Origin of the sequence: Paenibacillus aceti (assembly GCF_003614185.1) — a bacterium.
Classification (GTDB): domain Bacteria; phylum Bacillota; class Bacilli; order Paenibacillales; family Paenibacillaceae; genus Fontibacillus; species Fontibacillus aceti.
Window position 1 is genome coordinate 2,740,799 of sequence record NZ_KZ987724.1, and the last position, 24,981, is coordinate 2,765,779.

The 24,981-nt window shown below is 44.1% G+C and carries 25 protein-coding genes and 2 pseudogenes; 8 read left to right on the forward strand and 19 right to left on the reverse strand.

All coding sequences use genetic code 11. From position 1 onward, the window contains the following. Window positions 1–67: 67 nt before the first annotated feature. The 4 genes from BFJ94_RS12245 to BFJ94_RS12260 all read right to left on the reverse strand — a co-directional run bounded on the left by BFJ94_RS12245 (window position 68) and on the right by BFJ94_RS12260 (window position 5,629). Window positions 68–3,118, reverse strand: coding sequence for a hypothetical protein (locus BFJ94_RS12245; RefSeq protein WP_120462925.1), 3,051 nt, complete (start codon window positions 3,116–3,118; stop codon window positions 68–70). An 832-nt stretch (window positions 3,119–3,950) separates the two neighbouring features. Further along, window positions 3,951–4,172: a hypothetical protein gene (locus BFJ94_RS12250; RefSeq protein WP_120462926.1), complete on the reverse strand. Its 222-nt coding sequence runs from the start codon at window positions 4,170–4,172 to the stop codon at window positions 3,951–3,953. An 18-nt stretch (window positions 4,173–4,190) separates the two neighbouring features. After that, entirely contained in the window at window positions 4,191–4,559 is a 369-nt protein-coding gene (locus tag BFJ94_RS12255; RefSeq protein WP_188831442.1) for a hypothetical protein, read from the reverse strand. Between the two features lie 11 nt (window positions 4,560–4,570). Continuing rightward, window positions 4,571–5,629: a hypothetical protein gene (locus tag BFJ94_RS12260; RefSeq protein ID WP_162944257.1), complete on the reverse strand. Its 1,059-nt coding sequence runs from the start codon at window positions 5,627–5,629 to the stop codon at window positions 4,571–4,573. A gap of 470 nt (window positions 5,630–6,099) precedes the next feature. On the opposite strand from BFJ94_RS12260, the gene BFJ94_RS12265 reads away from it, so the two are divergent. Both BFJ94_RS12265 and BFJ94_RS12270 read left to right on the forward strand, forming a co-directional pair. Further along, on the forward strand, window positions 6,100–6,309 hold the full coding sequence (locus BFJ94_RS12265) for a hypothetical protein (RefSeq protein ID WP_120462928.1): 210 nt from the start codon (window positions 6,100–6,102) through the stop codon (window positions 6,307–6,309). Between the two features lie 674 nt (window positions 6,310–6,983). After that, on the forward strand, window positions 6,984–7,295 hold the full coding sequence (locus tag BFJ94_RS12270) for a hypothetical protein (RefSeq protein ID WP_120462929.1): 312 nt from the start codon (window positions 6,984–6,986) through the stop codon (window positions 7,293–7,295). Window positions 7,296–7,690: 395 nt separating this feature from the next. Here BFJ94_RS12270 and BFJ94_RS12275 read toward each other — a convergent pair whose 3' ends face one another. Beyond that, window positions 7,691–8,770, reverse strand: a complete 1,080-nt coding sequence (locus BFJ94_RS12275) for a GGDEF domain-containing protein (protein ID WP_120462930.1) — start codon at window positions 8,768–8,770, stop codon at window positions 7,691–7,693. Window positions 8,771–8,945: 175 nt separating this feature from the next. Here BFJ94_RS12275 and BFJ94_RS12280 point away from each other — a divergent pair, with 175 nt between their 5' ends. The 3 genes from BFJ94_RS12280 (at window position 8,946) to BFJ94_RS12290 (ending at window position 10,630) form a co-directional block, all read left to right on the forward strand. Next, entirely contained in the window at window positions 8,946–9,284 is a 339-nt protein-coding gene (locus BFJ94_RS12280; RefSeq protein ID WP_120462931.1) for a L,D-transpeptidase, read from the forward strand. A 103-nt stretch (window positions 9,285–9,387) separates the two neighbouring features. After that, entirely contained in the window at window positions 9,388–10,143 is a 756-nt protein-coding gene (locus tag BFJ94_RS12285; protein ID WP_268238233.1) for a threonine/serine exporter family protein, read from the forward strand. A gap of 31 nt (window positions 10,144–10,174) precedes the next feature. Continuing rightward, window positions 10,175–10,630, forward strand: coding sequence for a threonine/serine exporter family protein (locus tag BFJ94_RS12290; RefSeq protein ID WP_120462932.1), 456 nt, complete (start codon window positions 10,175–10,177; stop codon window positions 10,628–10,630). A gap of 71 nt (window positions 10,631–10,701) precedes the next feature. Here the strand turns inward: BFJ94_RS12290 and BFJ94_RS26135 are convergent, their stop codons facing one another. Then, complete coding sequence (locus tag BFJ94_RS26135; RefSeq protein ID WP_120462933.1) at window positions 10,702–10,815, reverse strand: RCKP-type rubredoxin-like domain-containing protein; 114 nt, start codon at window positions 10,813–10,815, stop codon at window positions 10,702–10,704. A 192-nt stretch (window positions 10,816–11,007) separates the two neighbouring features. Between BFJ94_RS26135 and BFJ94_RS12300 the strand changes: the two genes are divergently transcribed. Beyond that, entirely contained in the window at window positions 11,008–11,931 is a 924-nt protein-coding gene (locus BFJ94_RS12300; RefSeq protein WP_120462934.1) for an AEC family transporter, read from the forward strand. 86 nt (window positions 11,932–12,017) lie between these two features. On the opposite strand, the gene BFJ94_RS25400 is transcribed toward BFJ94_RS12300, so the two are convergent. Continuing rightward, a complete protein-coding gene (locus BFJ94_RS25400) occupies window positions 12,018–12,158 on the reverse strand; it encodes a hypothetical protein (protein ID WP_188831446.1) in 141 nt (46 codons plus the stop codon). Window positions 12,159–12,560: 402 nt separating this feature from the next. Here BFJ94_RS25400 and BFJ94_RS12305 point away from each other — a divergent pair, with 402 nt between their 5' ends. Next, on the forward strand, window positions 12,561–13,247 hold the full coding sequence (locus BFJ94_RS12305) for a LemA family protein (protein WP_120462935.1): 687 nt from the start codon (window positions 12,561–12,563) through the stop codon (window positions 13,245–13,247). Further along, window positions 13,244–14,065 carry a TPM domain-containing protein gene (locus tag BFJ94_RS12310; protein WP_120462936.1) on the forward strand — a complete coding sequence of 274 codons (822 nt, stop codon included), beginning with the start codon at window positions 13,244–13,246 and terminating at the stop codon, window positions 14,063–14,065. The genes BFJ94_RS12305 and BFJ94_RS12310 overlap by 4 nt, the downstream gene beginning before the upstream one ends. A 71-nt stretch (window positions 14,066–14,136) precedes the next feature. Here BFJ94_RS12310 and BFJ94_RS12315 read toward each other — a convergent pair. The 12 genes and pseudogenes from BFJ94_RS12315 to BFJ94_RS12370 all read right to left on the reverse strand — a co-directional run bounded on the left by BFJ94_RS12315 (window position 14,137) and on the right by BFJ94_RS12370 (window position 24,912). Next, window positions 14,137–14,611: pseudogene (locus BFJ94_RS12315) on the reverse strand (helix-turn-helix domain-containing protein). Between the two features lie 200 nt (window positions 14,612–14,811). Then, entirely contained in the window at window positions 14,812–15,555 is a 744-nt protein-coding gene (locus BFJ94_RS12320; protein WP_120462937.1) for an amino acid ABC transporter ATP-binding protein, read from the reverse strand. 16 nt (window positions 15,556–15,571) lie between these two features. Beyond that, window positions 15,572–16,231, reverse strand: coding sequence for an amino acid ABC transporter permease (locus BFJ94_RS12325; protein WP_120462938.1), 660 nt, complete (start codon window positions 16,229–16,231; stop codon window positions 15,572–15,574). A 19-nt stretch (window positions 16,232–16,250) separates the two neighbouring features. Beyond that, complete coding sequence (locus tag BFJ94_RS12330; RefSeq protein WP_120462939.1) at window positions 16,251–17,027, reverse strand: amino acid ABC transporter substrate-binding protein; 777 nt, start codon at window positions 17,025–17,027, stop codon at window positions 16,251–16,253. 198 nt (window positions 17,028–17,225) lie between these two features. Further along, window positions 17,226–17,732, reverse strand: coding sequence for a mismatch-specific DNA-glycosylase (locus BFJ94_RS12335; RefSeq protein WP_120465215.1), 507 nt, complete (start codon window positions 17,730–17,732; stop codon window positions 17,226–17,228). Window positions 17,733–17,734: 2 nt separating this feature from the next. After that, window positions 17,735–18,492: pseudogene (locus BFJ94_RS26310) on the reverse strand (YwaF family protein). A gap of 123 nt (window positions 18,493–18,615) precedes the next feature. Beyond that, window positions 18,616–19,545 carry an EamA family transporter gene (locus tag BFJ94_RS12345; protein ID WP_120462940.1) on the reverse strand — a complete coding sequence of 310 codons (930 nt, stop codon included), beginning with the start codon at window positions 19,543–19,545 and terminating at the stop codon, window positions 18,616–18,618. A gap of 336 nt (window positions 19,546–19,881) precedes the next feature. After that, window positions 19,882–20,487, reverse strand: a complete 606-nt coding sequence (locus BFJ94_RS12350) for a hypothetical protein (RefSeq protein WP_120462941.1) — start codon at window positions 20,485–20,487, stop codon at window positions 19,882–19,884. A gap of 136 nt (window positions 20,488–20,623) precedes the next feature. Continuing rightward, entirely contained in the window at window positions 20,624–20,917 is a 294-nt protein-coding gene (locus BFJ94_RS12355) for a DL-endopeptidase inhibitor IseA family protein (RefSeq protein ID WP_229717041.1), read from the reverse strand. A gap of 20 nt (window positions 20,918–20,937) precedes the next feature. Beyond that, window positions 20,938–21,183 (reverse strand): hypothetical protein, encoded by a 246-nt coding sequence (locus tag BFJ94_RS12360; protein ID WP_120462943.1) that lies wholly within the window; start codon window positions 21,181–21,183, stop codon window positions 20,938–20,940. A gap of 97 nt (window positions 21,184–21,280) precedes the next feature. Continuing rightward, the gene (locus BFJ94_RS12365; RefSeq protein WP_120462944.1) at window positions 21,281–22,585 is read right to left on the reverse strand and encodes a hypothetical protein; all 1,305 of its coding nucleotides are present in this window, start codon (window positions 22,583–22,585) and stop codon (window positions 21,281–21,283) included. A 29-nt stretch (window positions 22,586–22,614) separates the two neighbouring features. Then, entirely contained in the window at window positions 22,615–24,912 is a 2,298-nt protein-coding gene (locus BFJ94_RS12370) for a CHAP domain-containing protein (protein ID WP_162944259.1), read from the reverse strand. Window positions 24,913–24,981 lie beyond the last annotated feature (69 nt).

Here is a 24,981-nt window from a genome sequence, read left to right on the forward strand (position 1 = left end):
GGACAGCCGACTCATCGACTGCCCTACTGTATATTGTAGGGTTAGCTCCCCCTTGTGATTTGCTAGATTATCGATCCGAGATGTGTACAATCAGTCCATCTTCGCCTACCCCTAACAAGTTTCTTCCTGTCCAGATCATATCTTTTAATACATATACTTCATCAGGAAGTTTATAAAACACCCAATCGGTTAAATCCTTCGAGACGGCAAGAACGCTTCTGGTATAATATCGATAGTCTTTACCTGTCCACAAGATTCGTCCATTCACCACGGAAGCTTGATCATACCGATCGCTAACATATTCACTATAATCGCCTTTGATCACCGACCATGTAATCCCATCTGTCGAGGTATAAATATGGTCTGACAATAGGGTGAATCTGTTGTTGACCCACTGCACATGCATGAAGGCTTGTGCATAATTCTCACTTCCGTCATTCGGATCGGGATTCCATTTCGGACTATCTTTCCCTAATGTGAAGGTCTGTGTCTTCCAATCCTTCAAATTCGTACTTCGCACAATAACTGCTTGCTTATTGTTCGTACCTACAGCTAGCACTATGCCACCATGTGCAGCAAGGTCATACAGTTGCCCCCTCCATTCCAGTGCCCTTTTCCACGATTGACCGTCTGTCGAGGTATATAAGATCGTCTTGGATTGCTTTCCCTGATTCGTGAAGGTGTTCGCTGAAGCCAGAAATTGTTTTCCAGTCCAGATCACTTTAGTAAACTGATTGTCTGTTAAAGGCTTGCCGGTCTTCTTCCAGGTTACCCCGTCCTTTGATATCCAAGTGAGTTCTCCACCTACCGCAACATACGTTGTACCACTCCATGCGACAGACTTAAGTTCACGACTCGCACTATAATCTGAGTAATCGATCTGCAATAGACTTTTCCATTGTTGCCCATCGTTGCTTGTCAATATTGCTGGACTTATCTCTGTCCCTACGGCCATATATCTATTATTAAATTTCTGCACCTCATACAAGGAGGCTTCAAAGGAAGCCGATCGTTTGATTTTCCAATTCAGTCCATCCTGTGAGGTGGCTATAATTCCAGACTCTGTAATACCTACGAAAGTCTGCCCTGACTTTACCACATTCATTCGAACCGGAATATTACTGATCTTCTGTTGTTTCCAGTGTACTTGATCGGTGGAGACTTGGACATTCGCTTCCCCACGTACTGAACTTGTATAGACTAGATACTGTCTTCCATTCCAAAAGATTTGGCTATGTATATCTTCTTTATAGAATACACTAGGGCTTTTCTTCAGGTTAAAGGTGATCCCATCTTGTGAAGTCAGCATATTATCATACATATCCAGGAGCACAATAACCCCGTTCTTATCAACTTCCCACACTTGATAATAGTAATTCTTCACAGGGATTACATTAAAACCCGCATGAGGCGCTGCTCTTTTGGCACCGGATTGATGCGTCCATGAAGTGAGGTTATCTGAGGTATATACAATGATTTCTCCATATTTTCCTTTATCATGCGGGCTTGATTGAAATTGATTCTTCCCCGTTTTCTTATGAATTTCATATCCACCACCAAACGCAGTATACCGTTTACCATTCCATACGATTTCTTGCATTGTATCTTTAACGGTTCCTGCAAGTTGCCACGAAGCTCCATTCATCGAGGTATACACCTTCGTCTCGAAGTCTGTACTCAACAAAGCAATAAACTGCTTATTCGTCCAACTAATATTTGTGATTGATAAATGCTTCTCATCCGCTACTGTAATGACTTGTTTGGTCCATACCCGCCCATCCTTGGACGTATATACCTCAGTAGAGTCGACATTTGACCACAAATAGAATCGATCATGCACATAGGAAAGCTGACGAGAATACGAAACGAAAGGGAGTTGTTCGTTCTCCCATGTTTGTCCATAATTATGGGATACAATTAATTTCTTCTCTCCTACTATAACGATATTACCTTGGTTATCACTCGCTTGAGTGGACAAGGCACTCCCCTTTTTTCCACTATACTGGAGTGTAAATCGATCTTCAAAATCGTGAAGAGGTGGGGGGAATCGAATAACCGTCGGAGTACTTATTGATACCTGATCACAAAAAGAAATAAAACAATCTTCGAAACTGCCCCACGCCTTTACCGTACCGTCGCTAAAAATAGCAAATGTCTCGTCTAAACTTGATGAACTAACTAATTGTCCAACATGATCCAGCTGCTGAATAAGAACAGGAATTGAAGAATGTTTTTTGGTTCCATCGCCAAGTTGATAGAGTTGGTTTAAACCCCAAGCCCATACGGAGCCATCTTCTTTAATCACCGCAAAGTGCTGATTGCCAGCCATGATATCCTTAACCTGATGAAGATTCTCCATATGTAATGGGGTGTCTAGATATTCAGGGGAACTGGATAAACCATCCAGTGGCAATTCCCCACTTGTATGAAAACCCCATCCCCATACTTCCCCATCCTGTGTTAATGCGTAGGTAGTTGAACCAGTGTTTCCTACCACTACTTTCTTAATATTCGTGAGACCCTCGATTTGTTCGGGTACATCTCCTTTTCCATAAGGATAGAGATCCCACACGGTTCCATCTGTTTTTACCACATAAGTATCATCGAATTGGACAACATCTTGGGCTCGAATTCCCTCAATTCTTACCATTTCAGATGATTCATACGGTGAGAATCTCCATACGGTTCCCTCTGCGGTCATCGCATAGGATAAGCTGCCATTCGCATGTATGGAAGTGACATCTTGTAGCCCCGGTATTTGTTCAAAAAGTTTCTCTTGTTTCTCCGTATTGCTATGTTTCCATACTGTACCATCCTTTAGAAGGACAAGTAGATGCCCACTATCCGTCTTCAAATCCTGAATGGGCTGGTCTCGGAAAAATTTCAGTACATTTGGCCTGTATCCAGCGCTATAACGAACTATTGACCAGATGCGGTTCTCTGAATCTAGTGCATACACTGCATTAGTTGCTGCGGTCATCTTTTTGATTTTCACCTGTTTATTGGATGACGAAGCTGCCCCCTCAGCAGCAATGGATGGCGAATTAGCAAGGAATGTAGTGAGAAATACTACACAGCTAAGCACCCCAATTAAAACTCTTCTTGTACAATTCAGCATATTTCCTCCTATTAAGTGTATTTCGTAGCCATTCTTAATCCCCCTGGATTGTCAACGGTTTTATTTGAAGACCAGAGGTATCGTTACTCACTACACAATTCGACAATCAGTTATATTTTACCTTTTTATCCATGCCTATTACCTTCCTAGAGGAATATGTGTTCCATCAACGTTCTTTAATGCTTATCAAGTGAGCTTGACTCAGCACTACTTTTTCCAATTATGCTACCATAAATATAAAGAAGCCGAGTGCTGAAACACCCGGGCTGAACAATTGGCTTGGATGGGTCTATCCCTCCAAATGTCTTATTTGAAGAGAAACCACCTGTGGCGCTAACCTTAGGGTGGGTTCTTACTTTTTCCTGTTTTCGTGTGTTCCCATTCTGGCTCTTAGCATTGAACTTTTAACTTAGATTGATACAAATCTGAATATGCCTTAAACCAATCAGGACGTTGTGCTTTAATCAAAGACAGCGCTTCGTTTAATGTAACACCTTTTAAATTTGATGTTTTTTTATAATCGATTCGTTGACTGGTCAGCCATATGCGAGCTATAGACTCACCACAACTCGCCGCAATCATTCACAAATCTAGCATCGAAACGGGGTTGATTACTTCCTGTGCTCAAACCTTCTCTTGTACTCGCTTGAGGTTTAATTTTTAGCCTCAAACTAAACGTTTCATCAACGTTCTTTACACCCCATTGCTCGACACCTCCTGAACTATTTTGCTTTACCCATCCATTTCCTTTTGCCCATGCCCTCAAGTTTGCTTTGGTAATGGTGAGGTAAAGTGTTTCATTCAGCACTGGAGCTAATCAAGGTATGAAGTATCAAAAATCAAGTTCATTCCATAATGCTAAGATTGTTTTACCTTCTATTCGTCCATTTTCAAATAGTTCACCTGATGTTTTGAAAGCCTGTGAGTTGCTGTCCTTAACCCTAGTTAAATAAAACCCCTCTTGATTTCTGCTTATCCAGTAACTTTCACCTTGATAATAAAATTGAAACTCTTCCCCCATAGATACTCGTTGCTTTAACTCCTCGTATTCCATACTTCCACTCCTCCTTTATTACCTATCAAAAGTTCCGTCTTTGTACCATTTGTAGATATGTTCATGTGGCCATTCAGGATGGTTTTTTGCGTTACCATGATTAGTATAGTCTACATCCCTAATTGCCCTACCATCAGGCCCATAATATCTCCTTGTTTTTATCTCTCCAGTGGTTTTATCTATGATATCAACTGTAGAATTAGGGGTTCCCTTATATGGACTTGGTACTGATGTAGTTGTTGTGTGAATTGAAGTAGGTGTTACATCAAGTGTCTTACCTTTATTTGATGTCACTGTTTGTTTAGCAATATTTCCCGTCCTCTTAGCGCCCTGCTTTAATCCCGTTGAAGGATTACCCTTCGGCGACACAAGTCTACCTTCCCCCATGTCCGTCTTTCCTACATTCGGTACCCTTGTCCACTTTCCTTCTGGAGTTTTCCCAAAATAAATTGGGCTTGTGCCTGGTGGTAATCGAACAATTTTTTTGGGTATTCCAGCTTATTTGCTGCCCTCGCTATTGTGCCTAATTTTGCAGCCTTCTCCAGCTTATTAACCTGCATTCCTGGTACGAAGAAGGAGGAAACCACACCTAGCATTCCTGCCTTCTGCTCCGGAGTCCCCTGTTCAAAATCTTTATACAGTTTCTTTGCGACTTCCCAGATCACTTGCGGATTTCGAATCAGATAGATCGCAGAATTCAGGACTTCTTGCGTTGTATTCACGGGATCTGCCACGAATTGTAACACAAGCTGTACCGTGCCAATCGCACCCATGACGGTCTCTCTAGCTACGGTTTGTCCAAACGTACGTATGACTGAATCGACGCTTTCCACTTTCTCGCGCCATTCTGTCTTGCCGTAAGTCTCCTCTAGCCAGATCAGATATTCCAGACTTGGATTCACCATCTGCTCATGCTGGATATGCTCTTGAAAGTATGTAAGTGTCGTTTCGTTCTCTTTGTTATAGGGATCGATAGGTGTTCCATCTGGTAATTTCCAGGGCGGGCTGTTCGCTTCAATTTGCGCCTGCATCTCCATAATAATCGCAACAATCTGATCATCGTTAACTAGCGCCCAATCTCGATCCCCCTTTTCTTGCATCAGTTCGTGAAGACGATTCATGATCCCTTGGCGTGGGAAATCCTGAAGTAATTCAAACATATTGGGGAACTTAATGGATTCGGAAGAAGAAGATTTCGTGAGGTTGAACAGACTGTGTTCTTTCAAATCCTGCGACTGTGCGGCAAAAAACGGGAAGGTATGATCGAAGTGGGCCGTGGTAGATTGGGATTGAAGCAATTTCTCGACTAGCCTATCGGTATCTGCATAATGGCCCGTGGCAGCTCTGAGTCCGTTTACCTTCTCTCGCATCTGGTCATCCAATTGCCGAGCTAACATTTCGATCTCACGCAGCTCCTGTTCCATGGTCTGGCGCAAATGCTCCACGATACTAGCCAAGTGGTCGAGCCGGTCAAGATCTATCTTTTGAATGGAAGGTCACCTCCTGTACACTCTATTTATTTCGAACGTATTGGAATCACATGGTGTAAGGAAAGCAGTTCTAAGAGGATAGTCATCCAGGACGAAGAGGGATTATATTACATATATTCTTTCTATCAGCAAGGGATAATACAATATTTTCCTGAATTTTTGGAGTATATAAGAAGTATATTTAAGTTAAATTATGATATAATTGGTATTTTACCGTCCTACTCCCACTTTCTGCATCCAAATCTGACTGATACTTCTCATTTCCTACTAGCCTCTATGGAAGGACTCCATCCACATGCCCTCCATCTTCCTCATTACGTTCAACAATATTCGATCGAAATATTTTTTCCATGTAAGGAAGTTCCATAATTGGATTCAATGTAATTTTCAGTATATGATATAGTTGGATAAGTTTGGAGGAAAGAGGAGGTAAAGTAATGCGTATTCTGATGGTCATAGTGATCTGTCTATGTCTTGCACTCACTGGTTGTATCCGGGAAAATAAAGGAGCTAAAGAACAGCCTGAATCTGTTCCCCCAACGAAGCAGCAAGATCAAACTATCCCACCAGAGGAGCCACAGAATGATTCTGACGAAGTGGTTATTGATGATGAACCTGTGATCGAAAAAGTGAAAGCAGAGATTTAAGCACAAAAAATCGATGAAAACATGAAGTCATGGTACTATATTGCAAACGAAGATGGAGTGTGGATGATAATGGATATAGACTAAGATTCTTCCCTTCAACTTCTTTTGTTAACCCCCATAATAATCCCCCTGGATACGAATGATCATGGAAAATTCTATTTTTTTTAAAAGAGAGGTATCCTAGATCAGTGTCACTTAAAAAAATCCTCACTTGTTGCCTTTTCGTCACCATTTCTTGCATATTATTTATTTCTCACAAGTTCTATTTTGTTTTGTATTCATTGGCATCAGGGATTTCTCCTGAAGTTATGAAAAACGACGAACGAATAATGTTAATTTCGAGTATTATTTCACTAACAATTGCGGTCATTATCATTTTCATACCAGAGAAGAAAGTGTTAGATGGCTCAGCCCCATCTACAAAGGAGATCCCTAAATGAGAAAATTAGGCTTGATATTACTGATTGTAATATCACTAACTGTTCTAGGGTGCGAAAGCCTGAGAGATCTAAATATATGAACAATCCTCATTACATTGATGAAAGTCTCTAAGAAAAGACTGAAATCCTTTACTTTTATATTTTGATGTAAATCCATGATTGAATTTACGTACTACGGGGCACACTTCCATATAGCGAAGTAACAACTATGAGAATGGAAGGAGGTTCCTCTTCATGGATGAATATCCTAAGACGACAGGAGACCATGTATATGAGCAGTACAAGCTGCTCGCAGAATACCGCTTCGAGAATGATATCCCACGGGATGATGCGCTGCCCTTCGATACTCGTATAACGCAAGGGATTAGTGAACCCGGGCCTAGGAGTCAGGCGGAGGAGGATACCGAGGAAGAGTTGCCTGATATTCCCGATGCGGATGAGTTGCAGATGAATTCTCCCGTCGATCCGGCCGCCCCTGATACTGATGCGATGCATGGCACGGATTTGCTGAACGGGTATGATGGTGATGAGGCAGAGGAAGAATGACGCTAGCACCTTCCTAGATTGTAATGAAACTGGGGATCGCTATTTGCCGCAAAAGGAGCAATTTCAAAATCTAACGAAACGGGGTATCGCTATTGGGGCGAATTTCTGCTTTAAACCCCGGATTTCATAAAATAACGATATGGTGTTTCGTTAGATTCCCATTCCGCTCATTTTTGCGGAAATAGCGATATGGTGTTTCGTTAGAGGTCCGTGGGACTTTCGGACGAGTTGTTTCTACAACGCAAATAGCTCATACGTCTGTGTTGCTCCATCCGCCCCCCTTAGTAGCCTGCTGTAATCCCCGCCCCGCCACCTCACCGACCGCCTTTGCCATTTGCGCTATAGACTCTAACAGTCCACACACAGCCACATGTTTTAATTACTATACCGCTCCCCTACTCGTCGCCGCCCACCTGATTTCGTCCGCTCTTCTTGGCTAGATACAGCTTCCCGTCCGCTACCTCCAGCAAGAGCTCCTTGTTCGTATCCGGGTAGGTCGAGCAACCGATCGATACGGTGATACTTAGCTCCGATCCATCCTTCAAAGTGAAAATAGTGCTCTCCACCGTGCTTCTCATTCGCTCCGCCACCATTCTCGCCTGCTCTGCATCGCAATCCTCAACAAGCACCACGAATTCTTCTCCGCCCAACCGGATGAGATGATCCCTCTGACGGAATGTACAGCGCATCACCTCGGCGAACTGCAGCAATACAGCATCCCCTGCCGCGTGCCCGTAAGTGTCATTCACTTTTTTGAAAAAATCAATATCTATCACTAATAACGAGAAGGGTATACCACAACGGTCGGTAGTAGCGAACTGTTGATCAAGAATAACCTCAAAGGTCCTGGAATTATAAAATCCGGTCAGAAAGTCACGACTAGCCGCTTCTCGCATCACACGCAAGGATTCTGCGGAATGACTCAAATACTTCAACATAATATAAAGAAACAACCCCACTATACTATAACAAACCGTGAACAAGCCTAGTGAGGCAGTCACCTTCTGGCAGTCATACACTATATTATAAATAAGATCCGACATGAGCAGCATGATGCTCAGCGTTAAGAGCCATCGGGTGAAGGAAAGATTTCTGCATTTGAGGATTAAACATGAAATAATGAAGGTCGCGATACTGCTGAATACGCCGATCCACGGGAGGAAATTATCCATATTCTGAATAAAGAATAGTTGAAAAATGATAATCATTAATGTCGTGATAAGCCCAGATACCCAGCCTCCCACATAGACAGAGATCATGATGGCGAATTCCCTGAAGTCCACAAGGATCGCTTCTTTTAGAGGAAAAGTGTAGTACATCAGCAGAATGCCGAGAAACCCGAGGAGGAACCCAATTAGCAGCAAAAATCGCAGCTTATGCGTCAAATTCCTGAGTTCAAGCTTACCCCAAATCATGTTTCCAAAGAATAAAGAGGCCGTCAGGAGCGTAAAGTTGTTAACAATATTTACAATCATATTGGATAGATCACTCCAAGTTGTTAAGAATCCAAAGCTGTTGTGTTCCTATAGTAACATAAAAAAAGGAAAGAATAATTGTAAAAGAAGAGGAAATTCGCTATTTTTCGACAATCCTCTCCTATTGTTCTAGCTTCGACAAACTCTTAATGATGAGAAACGAGGAGGTTCATTCATGCCTGATTATCGCATTATCGTGGATTTATCGGATCGCCATCTCTACTTGCTGGATGGGGATACTGTGGTTAAAGGATACCCGATAGGGATCGGAACCATGCTCACGGGTACTCCAACCGGAGATTACGTCATTGTCAACAAGCAGGATAATCCCGGCGGCCCGTTCGGTGCCTTCTGGATGGGACTATCCAAGCCACATTACGGCATTCACGGAACCAATGATCCCTCCTCGATCGGCCATCAGGTCTCACATGGCTGCATCCGCATGTATAATGAAGATGTACTGGAGCTCTCATCCCAAGTTCCCATCGGAACCAGAGTAACCATACGGGATTGAGTAAGGCGATACTGCCGTCCATCCCATACGGACAAAATTATTACGCATTCAGGATCTCTCATGATATAATGACTGCAGTTATTTAGAAAGGACGGGGAGTAGTTTGGATAGCAAGGCTGCAGCTATACGTGAGCCTATCGAGATATGCCTACTGGCAGGAAAAATCATGCTGCAAAGCGGGGCGGAAACCTATCGTGTGGAAGACACCATGACTAGGATGGCTGATGCTTTAAATCTGACTCCTTCACAGAGCTATGTGACCCCGACGGGCATTGTCTTCCAATGTGGAGAAGACCAGCAAGCGAAGCTGATCCGCATTCTGGACAGAACGACGGATCTGGAGAAGGTCGCCAAGGTGAACGACATCTCCAGAAGACTATGCAGCAACGGGCTGGCTGCAGACGATGCCTATGCCCAGCTACTCGAAATCGATACTGTTAATGAGGCCTATCCAATCTGGATGCAAATTGCGGCTGCAGCTCTCTCAAGCGGCTGTTTTACCTATATGTTCAAGGCGGGGCTATCTGATTTCATACCTGGTGTGCTATGCGGCGGGCTCGGCTTCTCAGCCTTTATCGTGTTGCACCGCTGGGCCAAGGTCAAATTCTTCGCTGAATTCGTGGCCTCGCTACTGATCGGACTGTTCGCATTTCTACTGGTGTCCATCGGAATTGGATCCCAATTGGACAAGATTATTATCGGCTCGGTCATGCCGCTCGTTCCCGGCCTGCTGATCACCAATGCGGTCCGGGACCTGATGGCCGGCCACTTGGTCTCAGGCTTATCCCGTGGAGCGGAAGCTTTTCTGACCGCCTTCGCCATCGGCTCGGGTGTTGCTGTTCTGTTCACGATTTTCTAATTTCCTCGGAAAGGGAAGGCTTAATTCGCAAATGACGCTTCTACTGCAGCTTATTACAAGCTTCTTGGCCAGTGCGGCGTTCGTCGTGATCTTCAATGCGCCGCGTCGTACCTTATTGCAATGCGGCATCTCCGGAATGCTGGGCTGGGCCGCCTACTACCTGCTTAATCCCCGATTAGATACGATATTCGCTGCGGTAACAGCCACCTTTATCGTCGGGGTCATCAGCCAGCACTTCGCTAGGGTATATAAGAAGCCTGTTATTATTTTCAGTGTGGGAGGGATCATTCCTCTCGTTCCGGGCGGACTAGCCTATGACGCTATGCGCAAATTCGTCGAGAATGACTATAATACTGCGATCCAACTTGCTGCCCAGGCATTTCTCATCTCTGGATCGATTGCCATCGGTCTGGTGCTATCCGAGGTCATTAACCAGTTAATCCGCAAAATAACACTCCGCAAGCCCTTCAAAATCCGCGGCAAATAGACCCCTGCTTCCGAAAATGAAAACGGGGGTCTATTCTGAAAGTGATCAGTTATAGTGACATACCTGTACTCTTATTTCTCTTCAGCCTTGACGAATTGCCCCTTGGCTTCGCACTTCGGGCACTTCTGTGGCTTGCAGCGGCCTTCCTTCGTTTCTCCACAGGCCTCGCATTTCCATACAGCCATCTTAGTCCACCCCCTGTTCACTGTACTCAATACCTCTATTCTATCAGTCAATATTTTCCTATAATGATAACTAAATCACATTGTCAGCAATTTTATGACATTAAACAATATGGGAAGATAACATGATATAATCCCTTTGTACTGCTACGTACACAGATATAAGCTGCGAAAAGAGGATTGAACAAAACTAAGATGATTATCGAAATATTGCTGGACGTCGTGTTGCCCATTTTCGTGCTAATTGGAATCGGGGCAGTTATGCACCGTGTCTTCCAGCTTGATTTATACACATTAGCCAAAATTAATTTCTACTATATAACTCCAGCAGTCGTATTCCTGAGCATGTACCAGTCGGAAATGTCACCGGAGCTGCTCGGCAGCGTGACCTTATTTTACGTACTATACATCGCCTTGCTCTATGGAATCAGCAGCCTTGTCAGCCGCAGAATGAAATTCAATCAAGGCATGAAGGCTGCTTTTACGAACAGTCTGCTGCTCGATAATTCGGGGAACTACGGTCTGCCCATTAATCAGCTCGCCTTCAAGGGCGATCCACTGGCGATGTCTCTGCAAGCTCTAATCATGACCTTCCAGAGTCTCGTTACTTTCACCTATGGCGTAATGTCTATACAGAAGGCCAAGAACGGGGGGAATCTTAAGGCAGCCCTGACCGGGTTCCTGAAAATGCCTGTACCTTACGCGCTGGTTCTCGGACTAATCTTCCATGTACTGCACCTGCCGCTGCCTTACTTCGTCTCGAAGCCGCTAGGCTATATGGCCGACTCTATGGTCAGCATCGCACTCTTGACCCTCGGAGCACAGATCATTAAATACCCGCTGCGTCTGGATCGGTTGGACGTATATCTCAGCGTACTGCTGCGCTTACTCATTGGACCGGTGATCGGCTTCGCACTGGTTATGCTGCTGGGCTTGCGTGGTGTTCCCGCTCAGGCGTTACTGATTGCCTCTGGCATGCCCACTGGGGTCAATAGCACCATCTTAGCCGAAGAGTACAATAACGAGCCTGATTTTGCTTCACAGACCGTACTGATCTCAACCCTGCTGAATATCGTGACGATTACCGCGCTGATCTCCATTGCGAAGCATCTTCTGTAACAAAGACAAAAAATCAGGGAGCAACCGACCAACACTTACGTGCACAGCGGCCTTCCCTGATTTATTTCATGTAATGTTATATATATTTAGGCTTGAGTTCTACCGTTCAGCTCAAACGCAGTCTGATGCAATTCTCTGATCGTCATCTGCAGAAAATGGCTTTCTTGCCTTCCTAATCCATATTGGTTCTCCTTGGCAATCAACTCACCAATTCGACGTTTTAGCATTTCACTTCGGCGCTCCAACATATCATTATTACGCAAGCAAAGTCATCTCCTCTAAGTTATGATCACGATTATGTAACACAGCTTCTAGTATAGAGGTTTCAAACTCTCAGGGAAAATCCTATACATCGCCTTCTGCTTAAAAATACAACTATCCAGCGCGGCCTGATTATTCTCATGAATAACATCCGTAGACATTCTCCTTCATACTCACGCATAGTCCCGATCTCTTCTGCAAACCCTCATACATTTCAGAAAACAGATACTTTTTTCATAATTTTTTGAAACTATGCGCTGGCTCAAGCGTAAAAAATGATTAATCGAGAACAAATTCCGCAAAGGTTTAGTTTCCGGGAATACAGCACAAGTTATAATCATACTAGCGACAAACTGAGGAGGAGAACTATGAATTCAAGAAGAAAAGGCTGGTTAGTGCCGGTTGTAATTATCGTAGCCGTAATCGTTATATTCATCGCTATGTTCGCCGGCAAATATAATAAGTATGTCACTGCCGAGGAAAATGTAGATCAACAATGGAGCAAGATCGATGTGCAATTACAACGCAGATATGATTTGATACCGAATCTGGTTAACACGGTTAAAGGCTATGCCGAGCATGAAAAAGAGGTTATTAAATCTGTCTCCGATGCCCGTGCTGCCCTGGGTGGAGCACGTACTCCAGCGGAAAAGGCTGACGCCGATTCCCAGCTCTCCAGCGCACTGAGCCGTCTTCTGGTCGTCGTGGAGAATTACCCTACGCTCAAAGCAGATACGCAGTTTACCCAATTGATGGATGAACTGTCCGGAACGGAGAATCGCATCGCTGTGGCCCGCAATGACTATAATACGGCGGTTGCCGATTATAATAAGCTGATCAAGCGTTTCCCGGGCAATATTCTGGCAGGCATGATGGGCTTCGAGAAGAAGGCTTATTTCGAGACGACGACGGAATCCAGGACGAATCCTGAAGTCGACTTCGGTACTGGAAATACAAATACATCCCTTCACTTCGATAACGAGGCTGTTTCGGCTCCTGTAGTAGTCGGAGCATTGACAGCTATAACCGGGCCCATGGCCGGTGCAAGCGCATGATCAGGCTCTCGAAGCGGCTTCTGCGGAATCTGTTTCGGCCTGTTCTACTGCTCCTGGCACTCGTCTCTCTGCTCGTTCCCTATAGCCTGACCGCTGAGGCAGCGCCGAACATCCCTGCCCCGCGCGGCGATATCTACGTTCAGGATTTCGAGAATCTACTGTCGCGAGATCAGATCAATGAGCTGAACAGGCTGGGCAGAGCCCTGGAGGATAAGACAAAAGCACAAATCGCAGTATTGACGGTAACATCCCTGGACGGCTATACGGTCGAAGATTATGCATTACAGGCCTTCCGGCAATATGGTCTGGGAGATCAAAAATTGAACAACGGGGTATTGCTTCTGCTCTCGATGGAGGATGGAGAGCCCGGGAACCGACCGCTGCGGATCGAAGTCGGCTATGGCCTCGAAGGCGCTCTGCCTGACGGCAAGGTCGGACGAATTCTCGATCAAGTCACAATTCCGTACCTGGTACAGAACCAACCGGGTGAAGCTATCGTAGAGACCTATAAGGTACTCTATAATGAAGTAGCCAAGGAATACGGAGTTGAAGATCAATTAACTCCGCAGAATGTAGTCGTACCCGAATCCTCAAGCGGTGAAAGTAGAGATCTTCCGCTCGGCTGGGTAATTCTGCTTATCGCCTTTCTCGCTATCGATTTCATCTTCTTCGGCGGGAGGATGACCCTGTTCCTGCTGGCCATGCTCAGCCGCGGCGGTGGACGCGGTGGAGGTGGCGGGGGCGGATTCGGTGGAGGCGGATTCAGCGGCGGGGGTGGAGGCTCCTCAGGCGGAGGCGGAGCAAGCCGGAGATTCTAGAATTAGCGGCAAGCTCAAGCTACAGTAAAAATTCAGCGGCGAACCCTTTATCCGGGTTCGCCAACTTTGCATTACAAATCATCAAATTTCTTCTTTACCTTCTTACGCAGTCTGAAGCTGAATCGACCGACATAAGGCTCCATAAAATCCGTAGTCGAGAATTTCTTCTCTATTCCAAAAGACAGCATTCCAGCAATAAATAAGCCGAAGCCGACCAGATTGATCGGGAAATATTTTTTCTTCAAATTCTCATATCTTATGTTCAGCTCTTTCAAGTATCTCTCATCCAGCAGCAGAGCTTCTGTCGTCAATACTTTATATTGGTAATCTTCTATAAAGCCCGATGATATAGACACTCCTAATCCGCATGTAGCCAGAATGATCGTCGGGATCATGAACATGGCGGGATCAGCCTTGACCATTTTCCCATTTGCTGACGGCTTGCCTGGATGTGTTTAACTTCTCGGCTAGAGCCTCTTGGGAGAGCCCATTCTCTTTTCTCAATTTATATAGCTTCTCACCGATCCCCCTTCTCCTATTCTGAATTTCTCTCCTGGAGCTACCCTAATCTTAGGAAAACACCACGCGCCCTTCTATTCCACGGGGGTTGCACTTTGTCAACTTGCGGTTGCACTTATGTTATTTAGCGCTGAACAGGCCTGTTTATACGCAAAAAAAACGAAACGCCCGATTGGCGCTCCGCTAATTCGTTCACTCTATTCAATGTACAAATATTACTCCTGCAATTACAAAACCCGGGTCAAAAAAGTCTTCGTCCGCTCATGCTGTGGATCGTCGAATACTTGCTCCGGTGTCCCGGCTTCAATGAATTCGCCATCCGCCATGAACATGACCCGATCAGCTACCTCACGGGCAAAGCCCATCTCATGCGTGACCACGATCATCGTCATATGCTCCTCAGCCAGCTGCTTCATCACTTCCAGCACCTCGCCAGTCAATTCCGGGTCCAGAGCGGATGTCGGCTCATCAAAGAGCAGGATCTCCGGGCTCATCATCAGAGCTCTTGCAATCGCCACCCGTTGCTTCTGTCCACCGGACAGATTCGCCGGATAGACATCCGCCTTATCGATCAGCCCTACCTTCTCCAGCAATCCTGAAGCTCTCTCGCGCAGCTCTGCTGCAGGAAGCTTCTTCACTAACCGGGGCGCAAGCTCCAGATTACCGCGTACCGTCAGATGAGGGAACAGATTGAAGTGCTGGAACACCATTCCCATGCGGGACGTAATCTCCTTAATCTTCGCGGCCGAAGAATAATGCCCGTCCTTCACCAGATATTCATCGCCAATTCGAATGCTGCCGCCATCGATCTTCTCTAAATGGGCCAGGCTGCGCAGCATCGTGCTCTTGCCTGAGCCCGAAGGGCCGATGACAGCAACGACCTCCTGCGCCTGAACCGATAGAGACACATCCTTCAATACATCTACAGCGCCGAACGATTTTTTCAGATTCGTAACCTCTATGATTGCCATAACTATCTTCGTCCTTCTACTCGAATTTAAGCTTCCGCTCAAGCGCCTTGAACAGCAAGGTCAACGCTAATGTCATTAATAGATAAATTACCCCGGCTACAAAGAAAGGCACGATCGTAAAGTCGCGGTTAACCGCCGTCTGCGCAAAATGCAGCAGCTCAGGCACAGCCACTGCATAGAGCAGAGCGGTGTCCTTCACAAGCGTGATCGATTCATTCGCCACCGCCGGTAGTGCAATCCGGAACATCTGCGGCAGGACAATCCTCGTCGTAGTGTGCCATTTGCCGAGTCCCAGCACTTGCGCAGCCTCATATTGCCCCCGATCAATGGCCAATAGACCACCGCGGAATATTTCAGCGAAATACGCGCCATAGTTCAGAGTGAAGGCCAGACAAGCAGCAACGAAGCGATCCATCACCAGATACTGGCCAATGCCAGGGATGACCGGCAAGCCGAAGCAGATGACGAGCATCTGCAGCAGCAACGGCGTCCCCCGCATCACATAAATATATATATTCGCCAGCCAGGCCAGCGGTTTGATATGGCTCCTCACCATAACGGTAACGAGGAATCCGAGCGGGATCGACGTAATAATAGCCAGGAAGAACAACAGCACGGTCATTCTCACGCCTTCCAGCATCGGTCCGATAATCTCTAAGATGTAGTCCATGCTCATACTCAATTCTCCTCAAAATCTATTTCAGAACTTTATCCTCGCCGAACCATTTTTTGGAGATCTCTGCCGCCGTTCCATCACTGTTCAGCTCATCCAGAGCTTGCTGCAGCTTGTTCAGCAGTTCTTCATTTCCTTGCTTCACGCCGATTCCATATAGCTCAGGGGCCAGCGATTCATCTAAAATCTTGAAGGTGCCCTCCTCCTGAGACAGATAGTATCTCGCCACGACCTCGTCGATAATAACCGCATCCAGACGCTTCGTCTTCAAGTCACTAAGTGCCAGCACATTGTCCGAAAATTCCGTCACAGTTTTGATTTTCTCCTTGATCGGGTTTGCATTAAGTGCATCAGCCGCCGATGATTGGGCTTGCAATCCTACCACCTTACCTTCCAGGTCACTGACTCCGGTCATTTCTGAATTAGTCAGGGTTACGATCACTTGGCTATTCTCCAGGTAAGGCTTCGTGAATAACACCATCTCTTTACGCTCGTCTGTAATCGTATATCCGTTCCAGATCAGATCGATCCGGCCGCTCTTCAGCTCCGACTCCTTCGCCTTCCAGTCGATCGGCTGGAAGACCGCTTCCTTGCCCATCTTCTCCACCGCTGCTCTAGCGTAGTCAATATCGAAGCCTACAATATTATTGTCCTTATCCCGGAAACCTAGCGGAGCAAATTGATCATCAATCCCGATAATTACCTTATTCTCATTCTTGCCCGAGCCCGCTGCTCCACATCCCGCTAATACAACGACCATTGCCAGCATAATCAAGCTGATTAGACCTTTCTTCTTCATACTCTCTCCCCCAATAATTTATATACTTTGGTGCTTTGGTTACTTGGATCGTTTTAGTTAACTTTAGCTTACTTTAGTTCGTTAATGCGTTATCAGATTCTCATAATACCATACTACCATGAAAGAGTCGAGGGGGAGTAAAGATTTCCAGGCTATATTTAGCTAAATTATGTCTTTGATAAGTAACAAAATTACATTTCAGCACTCTATATACTTCTGAAGCTGCCTATAGATCGCCACAATCTCCTCCATCGGCATCCGTACTAATCCGCTTGACGACGGAGCTACGAATTCACGCACATCCGGGATTACCGGATTCTCCTGGAAGCCCCAATCCACCTTCGAACGCTGACTGAATTCCGTGTAGACTCCCTTGCCGACGAAGCAGGCCACCTGTGGACGATACAACGCCAGCTTGTCGCGCAGAATTTGCCGGCCTTGTTTATACTCCTCACGGGTGATCTCATCCGCTGCTCGCGTCGGCCGCGCTACAATATTCGTGAAGCCATAGCCTAGCTCCAGCAATTCATGATCCTCTGCGGCAGTATATAAGCGGGGTGTCAGCCCCGAGCGCTGTAGAATCCGCCAGAAATTATTGCGTGGATTCGCATAATGATGACCGACCTCTCCCGATTTCAGACTCGGATTGAAGCCTATGAACACGATAGATAGACCTGTTTGCAAATGATCCGGTATTTCCTTCATCATCAGGAACGAACTCCTTTCCGACTGCGGCTATGCCGCCTTATTTTATCGGGTATTAAGAAGAAAATTACATACATCATGATAAACATGAACAGAGCGATCCCTTCCTCTACGAGCAAATAATAAGGATAGGGTCCCAGCAGATCGAGTAAAGATGTCGTATCCGGCTTATGGGTCAAGAACATATAATTAGCACCTATTAAGTAATCAACAACCCCAACTGCCCCGGCGAAAATATTAAGCAGCAGCATCGCCCAGACAATGGACTTCCAGTTAGGTCGATACCCCTCGATCCACGTCATATAGAGGGAGGCGAGCACTATCGCACCATGCGCTATAAAAAAGTGGAAAAAGCGAAAATGCGGAAATCCATAAACCAGGTTAGGAGTCAGCAGAGCCTGGAGCGCCCCAGCGATCCCGGCGAAGAACAGGAAGGGATACAGCATCTGGCTGGCGTCAGCAGCATCACTACGGAGAGCAGCAAGGTCAGACTGCAAAGCTCAAGCGGTAGGGTGTAGTGGATGTCCCAGAGACTCTGCTTCACATACCAAATATTCAGACCGACCTCAGATAATAGCAATAGAAGGGCCAATCCGATTCGAACAGCCCTCCTCAGTGCTGGGTTAGCGCGTATGGTAAATCTCATGAGATACAGGCTCAAAGCCAGAAGTGTAATTACTGCAAGCGCAATGTCATGGGAAGGCGAGAAGAGGTCGAACTCGGTCGTATCCCGGGAGTCAAAGAAAGAATCCACAATCATACCACTCCTTAAATCCTGAATAAGTCTTATAATAGTATGCTTCGATAAAAAGAAAAAACCCGAGAGATAGGCATTCCTGAAAAGATGCTTATCATCCGGGTTCACATTATATTATACCAGATACTATGCTAGCAAACGCAACAGCAATATGCCGATCAGGGCAGTCGACAATCCAGCTATCTCTCGGGGGGACATCGCTTCCTTCAGATAGAACCGGGCATACAGCAGCACGAACACTACGTTCATGGCACTGATGGCTGAGACGATCCCCGTAACTCCCCCACGAAAAGCAGGAATAAGGAAGATCATGCCAGCAATATTGGAAATCCCGACGAACATGCCCCAGCCGAGGGTTTTGCTACGGCTCCATTGGGTGGGAGCAGCCTCCATCTGCGCAGCAGCTGATACCAGGCCTTCGGCGGACTCTACTGCTTGTATTGGTGTGCGGGCCATTTTTCTGGAAGTTTTATACTGACTGATCACCCACTGCAAACCAAATAATATTGCCCCTGTTCCATACATGACAGATAGCAACGGAAAGGTATTAGCGCCCGCAAGAGTAGCCTGCTTGGATGATAAATCCGTCATGCTGAAGAACAGCATGGTCAGGACTCCCCATTGAATCCCTTTTAACTGCCCCTGCTTCAAATCCTGAGAATACTTAATGAGCAATAGACCGATAATCACTATGATAAAAGAAAAAATTTGCCATGCATTCAATGTTTCTCCCCAAATCAGATAAGCCGCAATAACCACGACGACAGGCGGTAGCCCAGTGAATAAAGCGATTAACGATGCCTTGCCGACCGCATAGCCTTTATACATGGCAGCATTGGCGACGAATGAGAACGCCCCTATCAATATACCGATCATCGCGCCCTTACTCCACGCTTGACCTGCAAACAGGTTGCCCGCCAGAGCAATCACCGTTCCCGATAAATAAACGCCAAACAGCATCAAATTCCGATCAAGCGGACGTTGAGACGTCCACTGATACAATATCCCCCGCATCCCAAAACAAGTTGCCGCAGCCACGGCAAATACAAACCACATTCTCTCTGCCTCCCACTCTGTGCTCTCTACATATGTATCTTTCATCGAAACCGCATACATTCCGTAGAAAAAAAGCTGACACTTTCGTGCCAACTCCTTATCTTGACATGATTATGTATGAAAACTCATCTTCTGCTGTCCAATATGCGGCTTAAATCTAGATTATACACTAGAATTGGGGGGAGGGGTAGATAATCCTAAGCCTATTCTCTATACCAGACTTCAATATTAAACGCTCTGACCTTATAACCATCTTGCTGCTTCTCAAAAATAAGCCAGTCCCCTACCACAGTGTTGTCCTCCTCATTAGCACTACTTATAACAAAAGCGTATATATTATTCCCTGATCCCTTCATAATCTACACTAATCTCATTACTAGGTTCATAATTAGAATCAGATGGATCTAAGGCTTTGAAGCTTCCTTCGATATCAGAAATGCTTCTGATCATTCTGATATACTCTTCATTATCTACTTCCTCTAGCCCTTTATAGATGTTCTCGGTTGGTCCATCTATTACGAAAACATTTTCTCTAACCATACCAACCTTTTCAAAAGGAACACCTTCGGTTTTTCCTCCTCCCTCCCACCACTCATCCCATTCTGACTTGGTTCCAAATACATAAATTTCAAATAGTGTGGCTTGTTCAAGCAGGTTGTTCTGAGGGATATATTTCACTTTAATTCCATTCTCAATTTCAGCAATTTCATATCTAGAGGAATCCCATGACTTCGGGAATGTTATCTCAAATCCGAGCTGTTCATGCTTGTATGTTGTATCTTGCTTTTCTGGGCTAGTTACGATATCAACGATGCTATTGGAAGTAGAATCTATAGGAGAGCTTGTTGTTTGATGGTTGTTTGAGGTGCAGGAAGTTAGACTCATAGTTAAGAGGAATAGCATAGTTGTTTTTGCAACCAAATTGTTGATATTAATATTCAATCCAATAAATCTCCTTTTTCTCTATTGATATAACTTTATTCGCTCTCAACAAATACTTTAGGCTGATTTATTGCTCTTTCAAAGTATGATTGAGAACACAAAGTGAATGGTTCTCCCACCTTCATTGAAAGATCATTTACAAAAAAACAATTGGAAGAGAGTTAATTCTCCATCCCTCATTCCTAGTGAATTTGTATTCGATACTAATCGTTTCAAATTCCCCGTCGACATCAGGCACTCGAAATTCAACAATCGTACTATTTGAATGGTTTGGATCATCAATCATTTTAATAATTTGCGCATTATCCCATTCTAACATTGAGCCTATATCACTTGGTCTAAATGCCAGTTTCGTATTCATTATTTTTATTCCATCCGTATCGATTAATTCTCTCGCTATGTTTTCTGAATAGCTTTTTTGAAGAAACATCTTGATTTTTTCTCTAGTATCTAAATCATTACAAAAATAGTAGTAATAATCCCATCTTCAACAAGACGTTCATTTATAGAGGAAGAACACTCTGTCCCACCTTCTCCAAAAACAATATGATACCTTTCTACAGCTTCGTTCCTTAATTTTAGAGCCTGCTCTTCATCCAAATGAGAAATCATTACTTCTTCCTTTATGCTTCTCATAGAATTACACCCCGTAAATATAACAACAAATAATGCAGTCAACAAAAAAACTCTTCTCATTTGACTCACCCTTTATTTATTACTTAAACCGTTGCTATATTCTACATAGGCCTCAGCTATGTCTCCACTTGGCTAAGTAAATCTGAGCTAACCTACTCTACTGTCTATTCAATACGACTTGTTCACCATTTAAAGACACTGCGATAACAGGATCATAAATTAAAGTTCCGTCATACGCGAAAGCGTACCATTTGCCACTTTTCAATTTATTATTCAATATCTTTGCTCGTTTATATTTATCTGAAATATCAGTTATTTCTTCTGTAGAAAAGGCAGTTTGGGTGTTAGAATCGTCAGAATTTGATACTATTATTTTGTCTATTTTCATCTCATCCGAATGAACTAATGTGCCCTCAATCTTTAGATCCAATCCTACCAACAAGGAGCGTTCATCAGACTGCTGTGTAATATAAGATAAAAACTCATATTCATCTTCTTGATCTGCAATCAGATTTATAGCCTCTTGATAGCTTTTACTCTCATAAGATAGTGGAGAGATTATCGCTATAACATGCTCACTGTTTGATGAATATCCAGAATAGACAACGGAATGTTCCAATGCACTCCTCAGTTCCTCTCTACTTTCATTTACTTGATTGAATTCATCTTTACTCAGTTCAAGAAGCCCCAGCTTATTTAAAGAAAGCAATGCTCGTGCCCGATCCGAAGCCAAGATTTGATAATATTTTGAATCATCACCTGTAGGAATTAGTTCTAAATAACGCTGATATTCTTCCCATAAATGTTTTTTCATTGGATTTCCCTGCTTACTAATTACGGTTTGGGTGTAATCTTCAGAAACCGGGCTATTCGTACCAAGTTTGTATTTAGACATTACCCAGCTAGTTATTTTAGAATCGTTAGCAAATACCTGTAAATAATGTTCCTCCATCCGATATTCATATACCTCTGCTGTTAGACTCTGAGACTCCTCAACCATTCCCATACCTACAAGTTCTTTAGATGAGTACAATTTATATTGATTTCCATACTTCTCTTTCATAAGTTCTATTCTGTCTCCAGCTTTAACCCCCAATTCAGTTGTTTCATCGTTCTCATACACAATTTCATACAAAACACCATTTTGATCAAAAGAGAAACTGACACCTTCTGTCCATATAGATTTATTTCCCCAGTCCCATGCTTCTGAATCCCTTGTATTCTCAATCTCATTGATTATTTCAATATGATGTGCCTCAAGTACTCCTCTGACTTCATCAATAGTCATTCCCAGATGAAACAATTGCCCCACCCCTAGTTCATTCTCATTATCGCTCTTCTCCGTATTCGTTGATACGCTATTATTCACTGAAACATTTCTGTTTGAACTTACACCGTCGTCACATCCGATAAATAAAAAAGATGTACATACTAGTAGAAATGTAATTAACAAGTATCTCACAAATTCCACTCCTTATTTTATTATTACCTCTACCTAGTCCTTTGATTATCTCCAGAAGAAACGTTCTCTGGAATTGTTCCAAATCCTATTCCACCATTTACTCCATATCCGACAATATAATTCTTCTGTTCTAAATTGTAAGATCTTCTTGCAACTTTATCTGAAGTATTTCCCTCTATAGTGTAAATTGTTTTCGTCTTAGGGTCGTATCCTGTTACAATCCCCGTATGATTTTGATTGTTTTTACGAAAAAAAATAGTATCTCCCGCTTTAGGAATATAATCTGAAGAACTATCTTTATATCTTTCTTCTTTTTTATACCATTTCTTCCCTTCCTCAACACTTGCGAACTTTGGAACAATCGTACCTAAAATTCCTGCTTGGTTTGCACAATAAGAAACAAACATTGCGCACCACGGCTGATAGTTCTTACCATACCATTTACCATAAGGTGTATTATTATCACCTTCTTTTTTACCTTTTGGCACGTTTTCTTTAAAGCCTTTCTCAAGTTCCTTTTCAGCACTGGACAGAAATCTCCTTATCCCCTCATTTTCTACAACTATATTAGAAGTGATCTCTTCACCCGGATTCAGTTCATTTATCCCCGGTTTAGAAAGCTGAGAACATTTTGTATATGTCAGTTTCCTTCTTTTAACATATTTCCCCATTACGTCATCTGATAACGAAACTTCATGAATGTTCACCAATGTAATCTCTTTCCCAGAGACTTTAATTTTATTTATTATTCTTAAAGCTCCCTTAGGAGATTGATTATATAAATCGGTAAAATAAATGAGTGCCTTCTCGTCTGAAATCCCCTGTTTTTTACCTATATTTAGATATTCCCGCATATCAAGCCTAGCTTGTTCATCTTGGTATTTAATTCCGATATCGGTTGATATAAGCTTTGATATTGCCTTTGCTTCTTCATCCGTCAGTACTCTGGCTTTCCAGCGATCATTTTTCTTAGCTAATGCCTGATCAGTTAATTCCTTAAAAACATTAGAGTTCTCACCTAATATTTTTTTTGCCGTTTCTATATCTTGTTTAATTATTCTAAGAAGTAGATCGTATGCCCTGCTTTCGTGCCACTGCAATTTCCCTATGCTAATACCTCCGGGATACCCCTTTTGTAAGTTCTTCCCATCATCTTTAGAAACTGTACTATACCCCCCCTCATTCCCGAATACGATTTGCTGCGCAACCGATATTAAATCAAAGGCTTGTTGTCTTTTTCCAGGACTTAAAGGAGTTGATGATGGATTTTTCCCCTCAACATTCAAATACTTCCCCGCTGCCCCCGCGCCAGTCCACATAAATTTATAGTCGGTGTCGTCTACCATTTCGGAGGATAGGGAATACTTCTCCTTCAGGATGGTACGGAGTTTCTCGGCATAGATGTGGGCTCCGTCCATTTCCTTTTTCATATCTTTAGCCTTGTATTCATACCAGGCGACCTGCGCTCGGCCGATCTCGCTTAGTAGTTTATGTATTTCGTCCAGCTGCTTTCTAGCCCATGCTCCCGAGGATTCCCCCTTTTTAATCAAACTTAGTAAATAAATATACTGGTTATCCAGTGGCATTAGAATCAAGATGGGTTTGTTATCCTTGATGATTTGAAGGGAAGGGTCGTAGGAGCAGGCTGACAAGGGTGAGCCCGGATAGAGGTGGTCCAATTTAACCCGCTCACCATATAGATCTTCGTGAATTCCGTATTCTTTCAGAATTTTTCTTTGCTTTGTGGCTTCTTTATGAGCATGAGTCATTAGGGCTTGATTTCCAAAAGCCTTATACACCGCATATGCTACCTGGGCTCGGGCAATCGTATTTCTTGCCTGGAAGATCGCATCCAGCTTCTCCTTCGCTTCCTTCTGTTCCTCCTCGGTACCGTTCATCGCCTTCAGGTGTAATTCCTGCACTATGGGATTTTCAAACCATTGATCTTTTAAGTAGTTATCGGCCCCTTCACCAGCAAGCCCACCACCCGGCGTATAGTAGGAAGATGGAAGCTGATATTGTTCAATCATCGCCTGGGCTGTTCTTTCTTTATCTTGATACTGCCCGGCTGCTTGCGATAGAGCACTTGATTTTCTGGCTAGCCCTTCGGTTACTATAGCCGCTTGCTTCCTAATCTCTCTCAGATCATCCTCCACCTCGTTTAGAGCCTGCTGGACTTCCCATTCGGAATACTCACTTCGTATCTCTCGAATCAGCTGTGAAATGACGGAATAGATCTGATGCTCCCCACCTTCAACGGTTCTCTCTAGCTGCTTCAAATGGACAGAGAGGTCCTCCAGTTTCGTAGGGTCCACTTTAATACTCATGAACAGAGCTTCCTTTCTCATTCCAATTTCTAAAAAACATGGCGACAAAAGTTTATATTTTGCCGCCAT

Bases quoted from the DNA above. Each gene is read 5' to 3' on its own strand.
- BFJ94_RS12245 (WP_120462925.1), bottom strand. From the start codon at position 3,118: ATGCTGAATTGTACAAGAAGAGTTTTAATTGGGGTGCTTAGCTGTGTA.
- BFJ94_RS12250 (WP_120462926.1), bottom strand. From the start codon at position 4,172: ATGGAATACGAGGAGTTAAAGCAACGAGTATCTATGGGGGAAGAGTTT.
- BFJ94_RS12255 (WP_188831442.1), bottom strand. From the start codon at position 4,559: ATGGGGGAAGGTAGACTTGTGTCGCCGAAGGGTAATCCTTCAACGGGA.
- BFJ94_RS12265 (WP_120462928.1), top strand. From the start codon at position 6,100: ATGCGTATTCTGATGGTCATAGTGATCTGTCTATGTCTTGCACTCACT.
- BFJ94_RS12270 (WP_120462929.1), top strand. From the start codon at position 6,984: ATGGATGAATATCCTAAGACGACAGGAGACCATGTATATGAGCAGTAC.
- BFJ94_RS12275 (WP_120462930.1), bottom strand. From the start codon at position 8,770: ATGATTGTAAATATTGTTAACAACTTTACGCTCCTGACGGCCTCTTTA.
- BFJ94_RS12280 (WP_120462931.1), top strand. From the start codon at position 8,946: ATGCCTGATTATCGCATTATCGTGGATTTATCGGATCGCCATCTCTAC.
- BFJ94_RS12290 (WP_120462932.1), top strand. From the start codon at position 10,175: ATGACGCTTCTACTGCAGCTTATTACAAGCTTCTTGGCCAGTGCGGCG.
- BFJ94_RS26135 (WP_120462933.1), bottom strand. From the start codon at position 10,815: ATGGCTGTATGGAAATGCGAGGCCTGTGGAGAAACGAAGGAAGGCCGC.
- BFJ94_RS12300 (WP_120462934.1), top strand. From the start codon at position 11,008: ATGATTATCGAAATATTGCTGGACGTCGTGTTGCCCATTTTCGTGCTA.
- BFJ94_RS25400 (WP_188831446.1), bottom strand. From the start codon at position 12,158: ATGCTAAAACGTCGAATTGGTGAGTTGATTGCCAAGGAGAACCAATAT.
- BFJ94_RS12305 (WP_120462935.1), top strand. From the start codon at position 12,561: ATGAATTCAAGAAGAAAAGGCTGGTTAGTGCCGGTTGTAATTATCGTA.
- BFJ94_RS12310 (WP_120462936.1), top strand. From the start codon at position 13,244: ATGATCAGGCTCTCGAAGCGGCTTCTGCGGAATCTGTTTCGGCCTGTT.
- BFJ94_RS12320 (WP_120462937.1), bottom strand. From the start codon at position 15,555: ATGGCAATCATAGAGGTTACGAATCTGAAAAAATCGTTCGGCGCTGTA.
- BFJ94_RS12325 (WP_120462938.1), bottom strand. From the start codon at position 16,231: ATGAGCATGGACTACATCTTAGAGATTATCGGACCGATGCTGGAAGGC.
- BFJ94_RS12330 (WP_120462939.1), bottom strand. From the start codon at position 17,027: ATGAAGAAGAAAGGTCTAATCAGCTTGATTATGCTGGCAATGGTCGTT.
- BFJ94_RS12335 (WP_120465215.1), bottom strand. From the start codon at position 17,732: ATGAAGGAAATACCGGATCATTTGCAAACAGGTCTATCTATCGTGTTC.
- BFJ94_RS12345 (WP_120462940.1), bottom strand. From the start codon at position 19,545: ATGTGGTTTGTATTTGCCGTGGCTGCGGCAACTTGTTTTGGGATGCGG.
- BFJ94_RS12355 (WP_229717041.1), bottom strand. From the start codon at position 20,917: ATGTTTCTTCAAAAAAGCTATTCAGAAAACATAGCGAGAGAATTAATC.
- BFJ94_RS12360 (WP_120462943.1), bottom strand. From the start codon at position 21,183: ATGAGAAGAGTTTTTTTGTTGACTGCATTATTTGTTGTTATATTTACG.
- BFJ94_RS12370 (WP_162944259.1), bottom strand. From the start codon at position 24,912: ATGAGTATTAAAGTGGACCCTACGAAACTGGAGGACCTCTCTGTCCAT.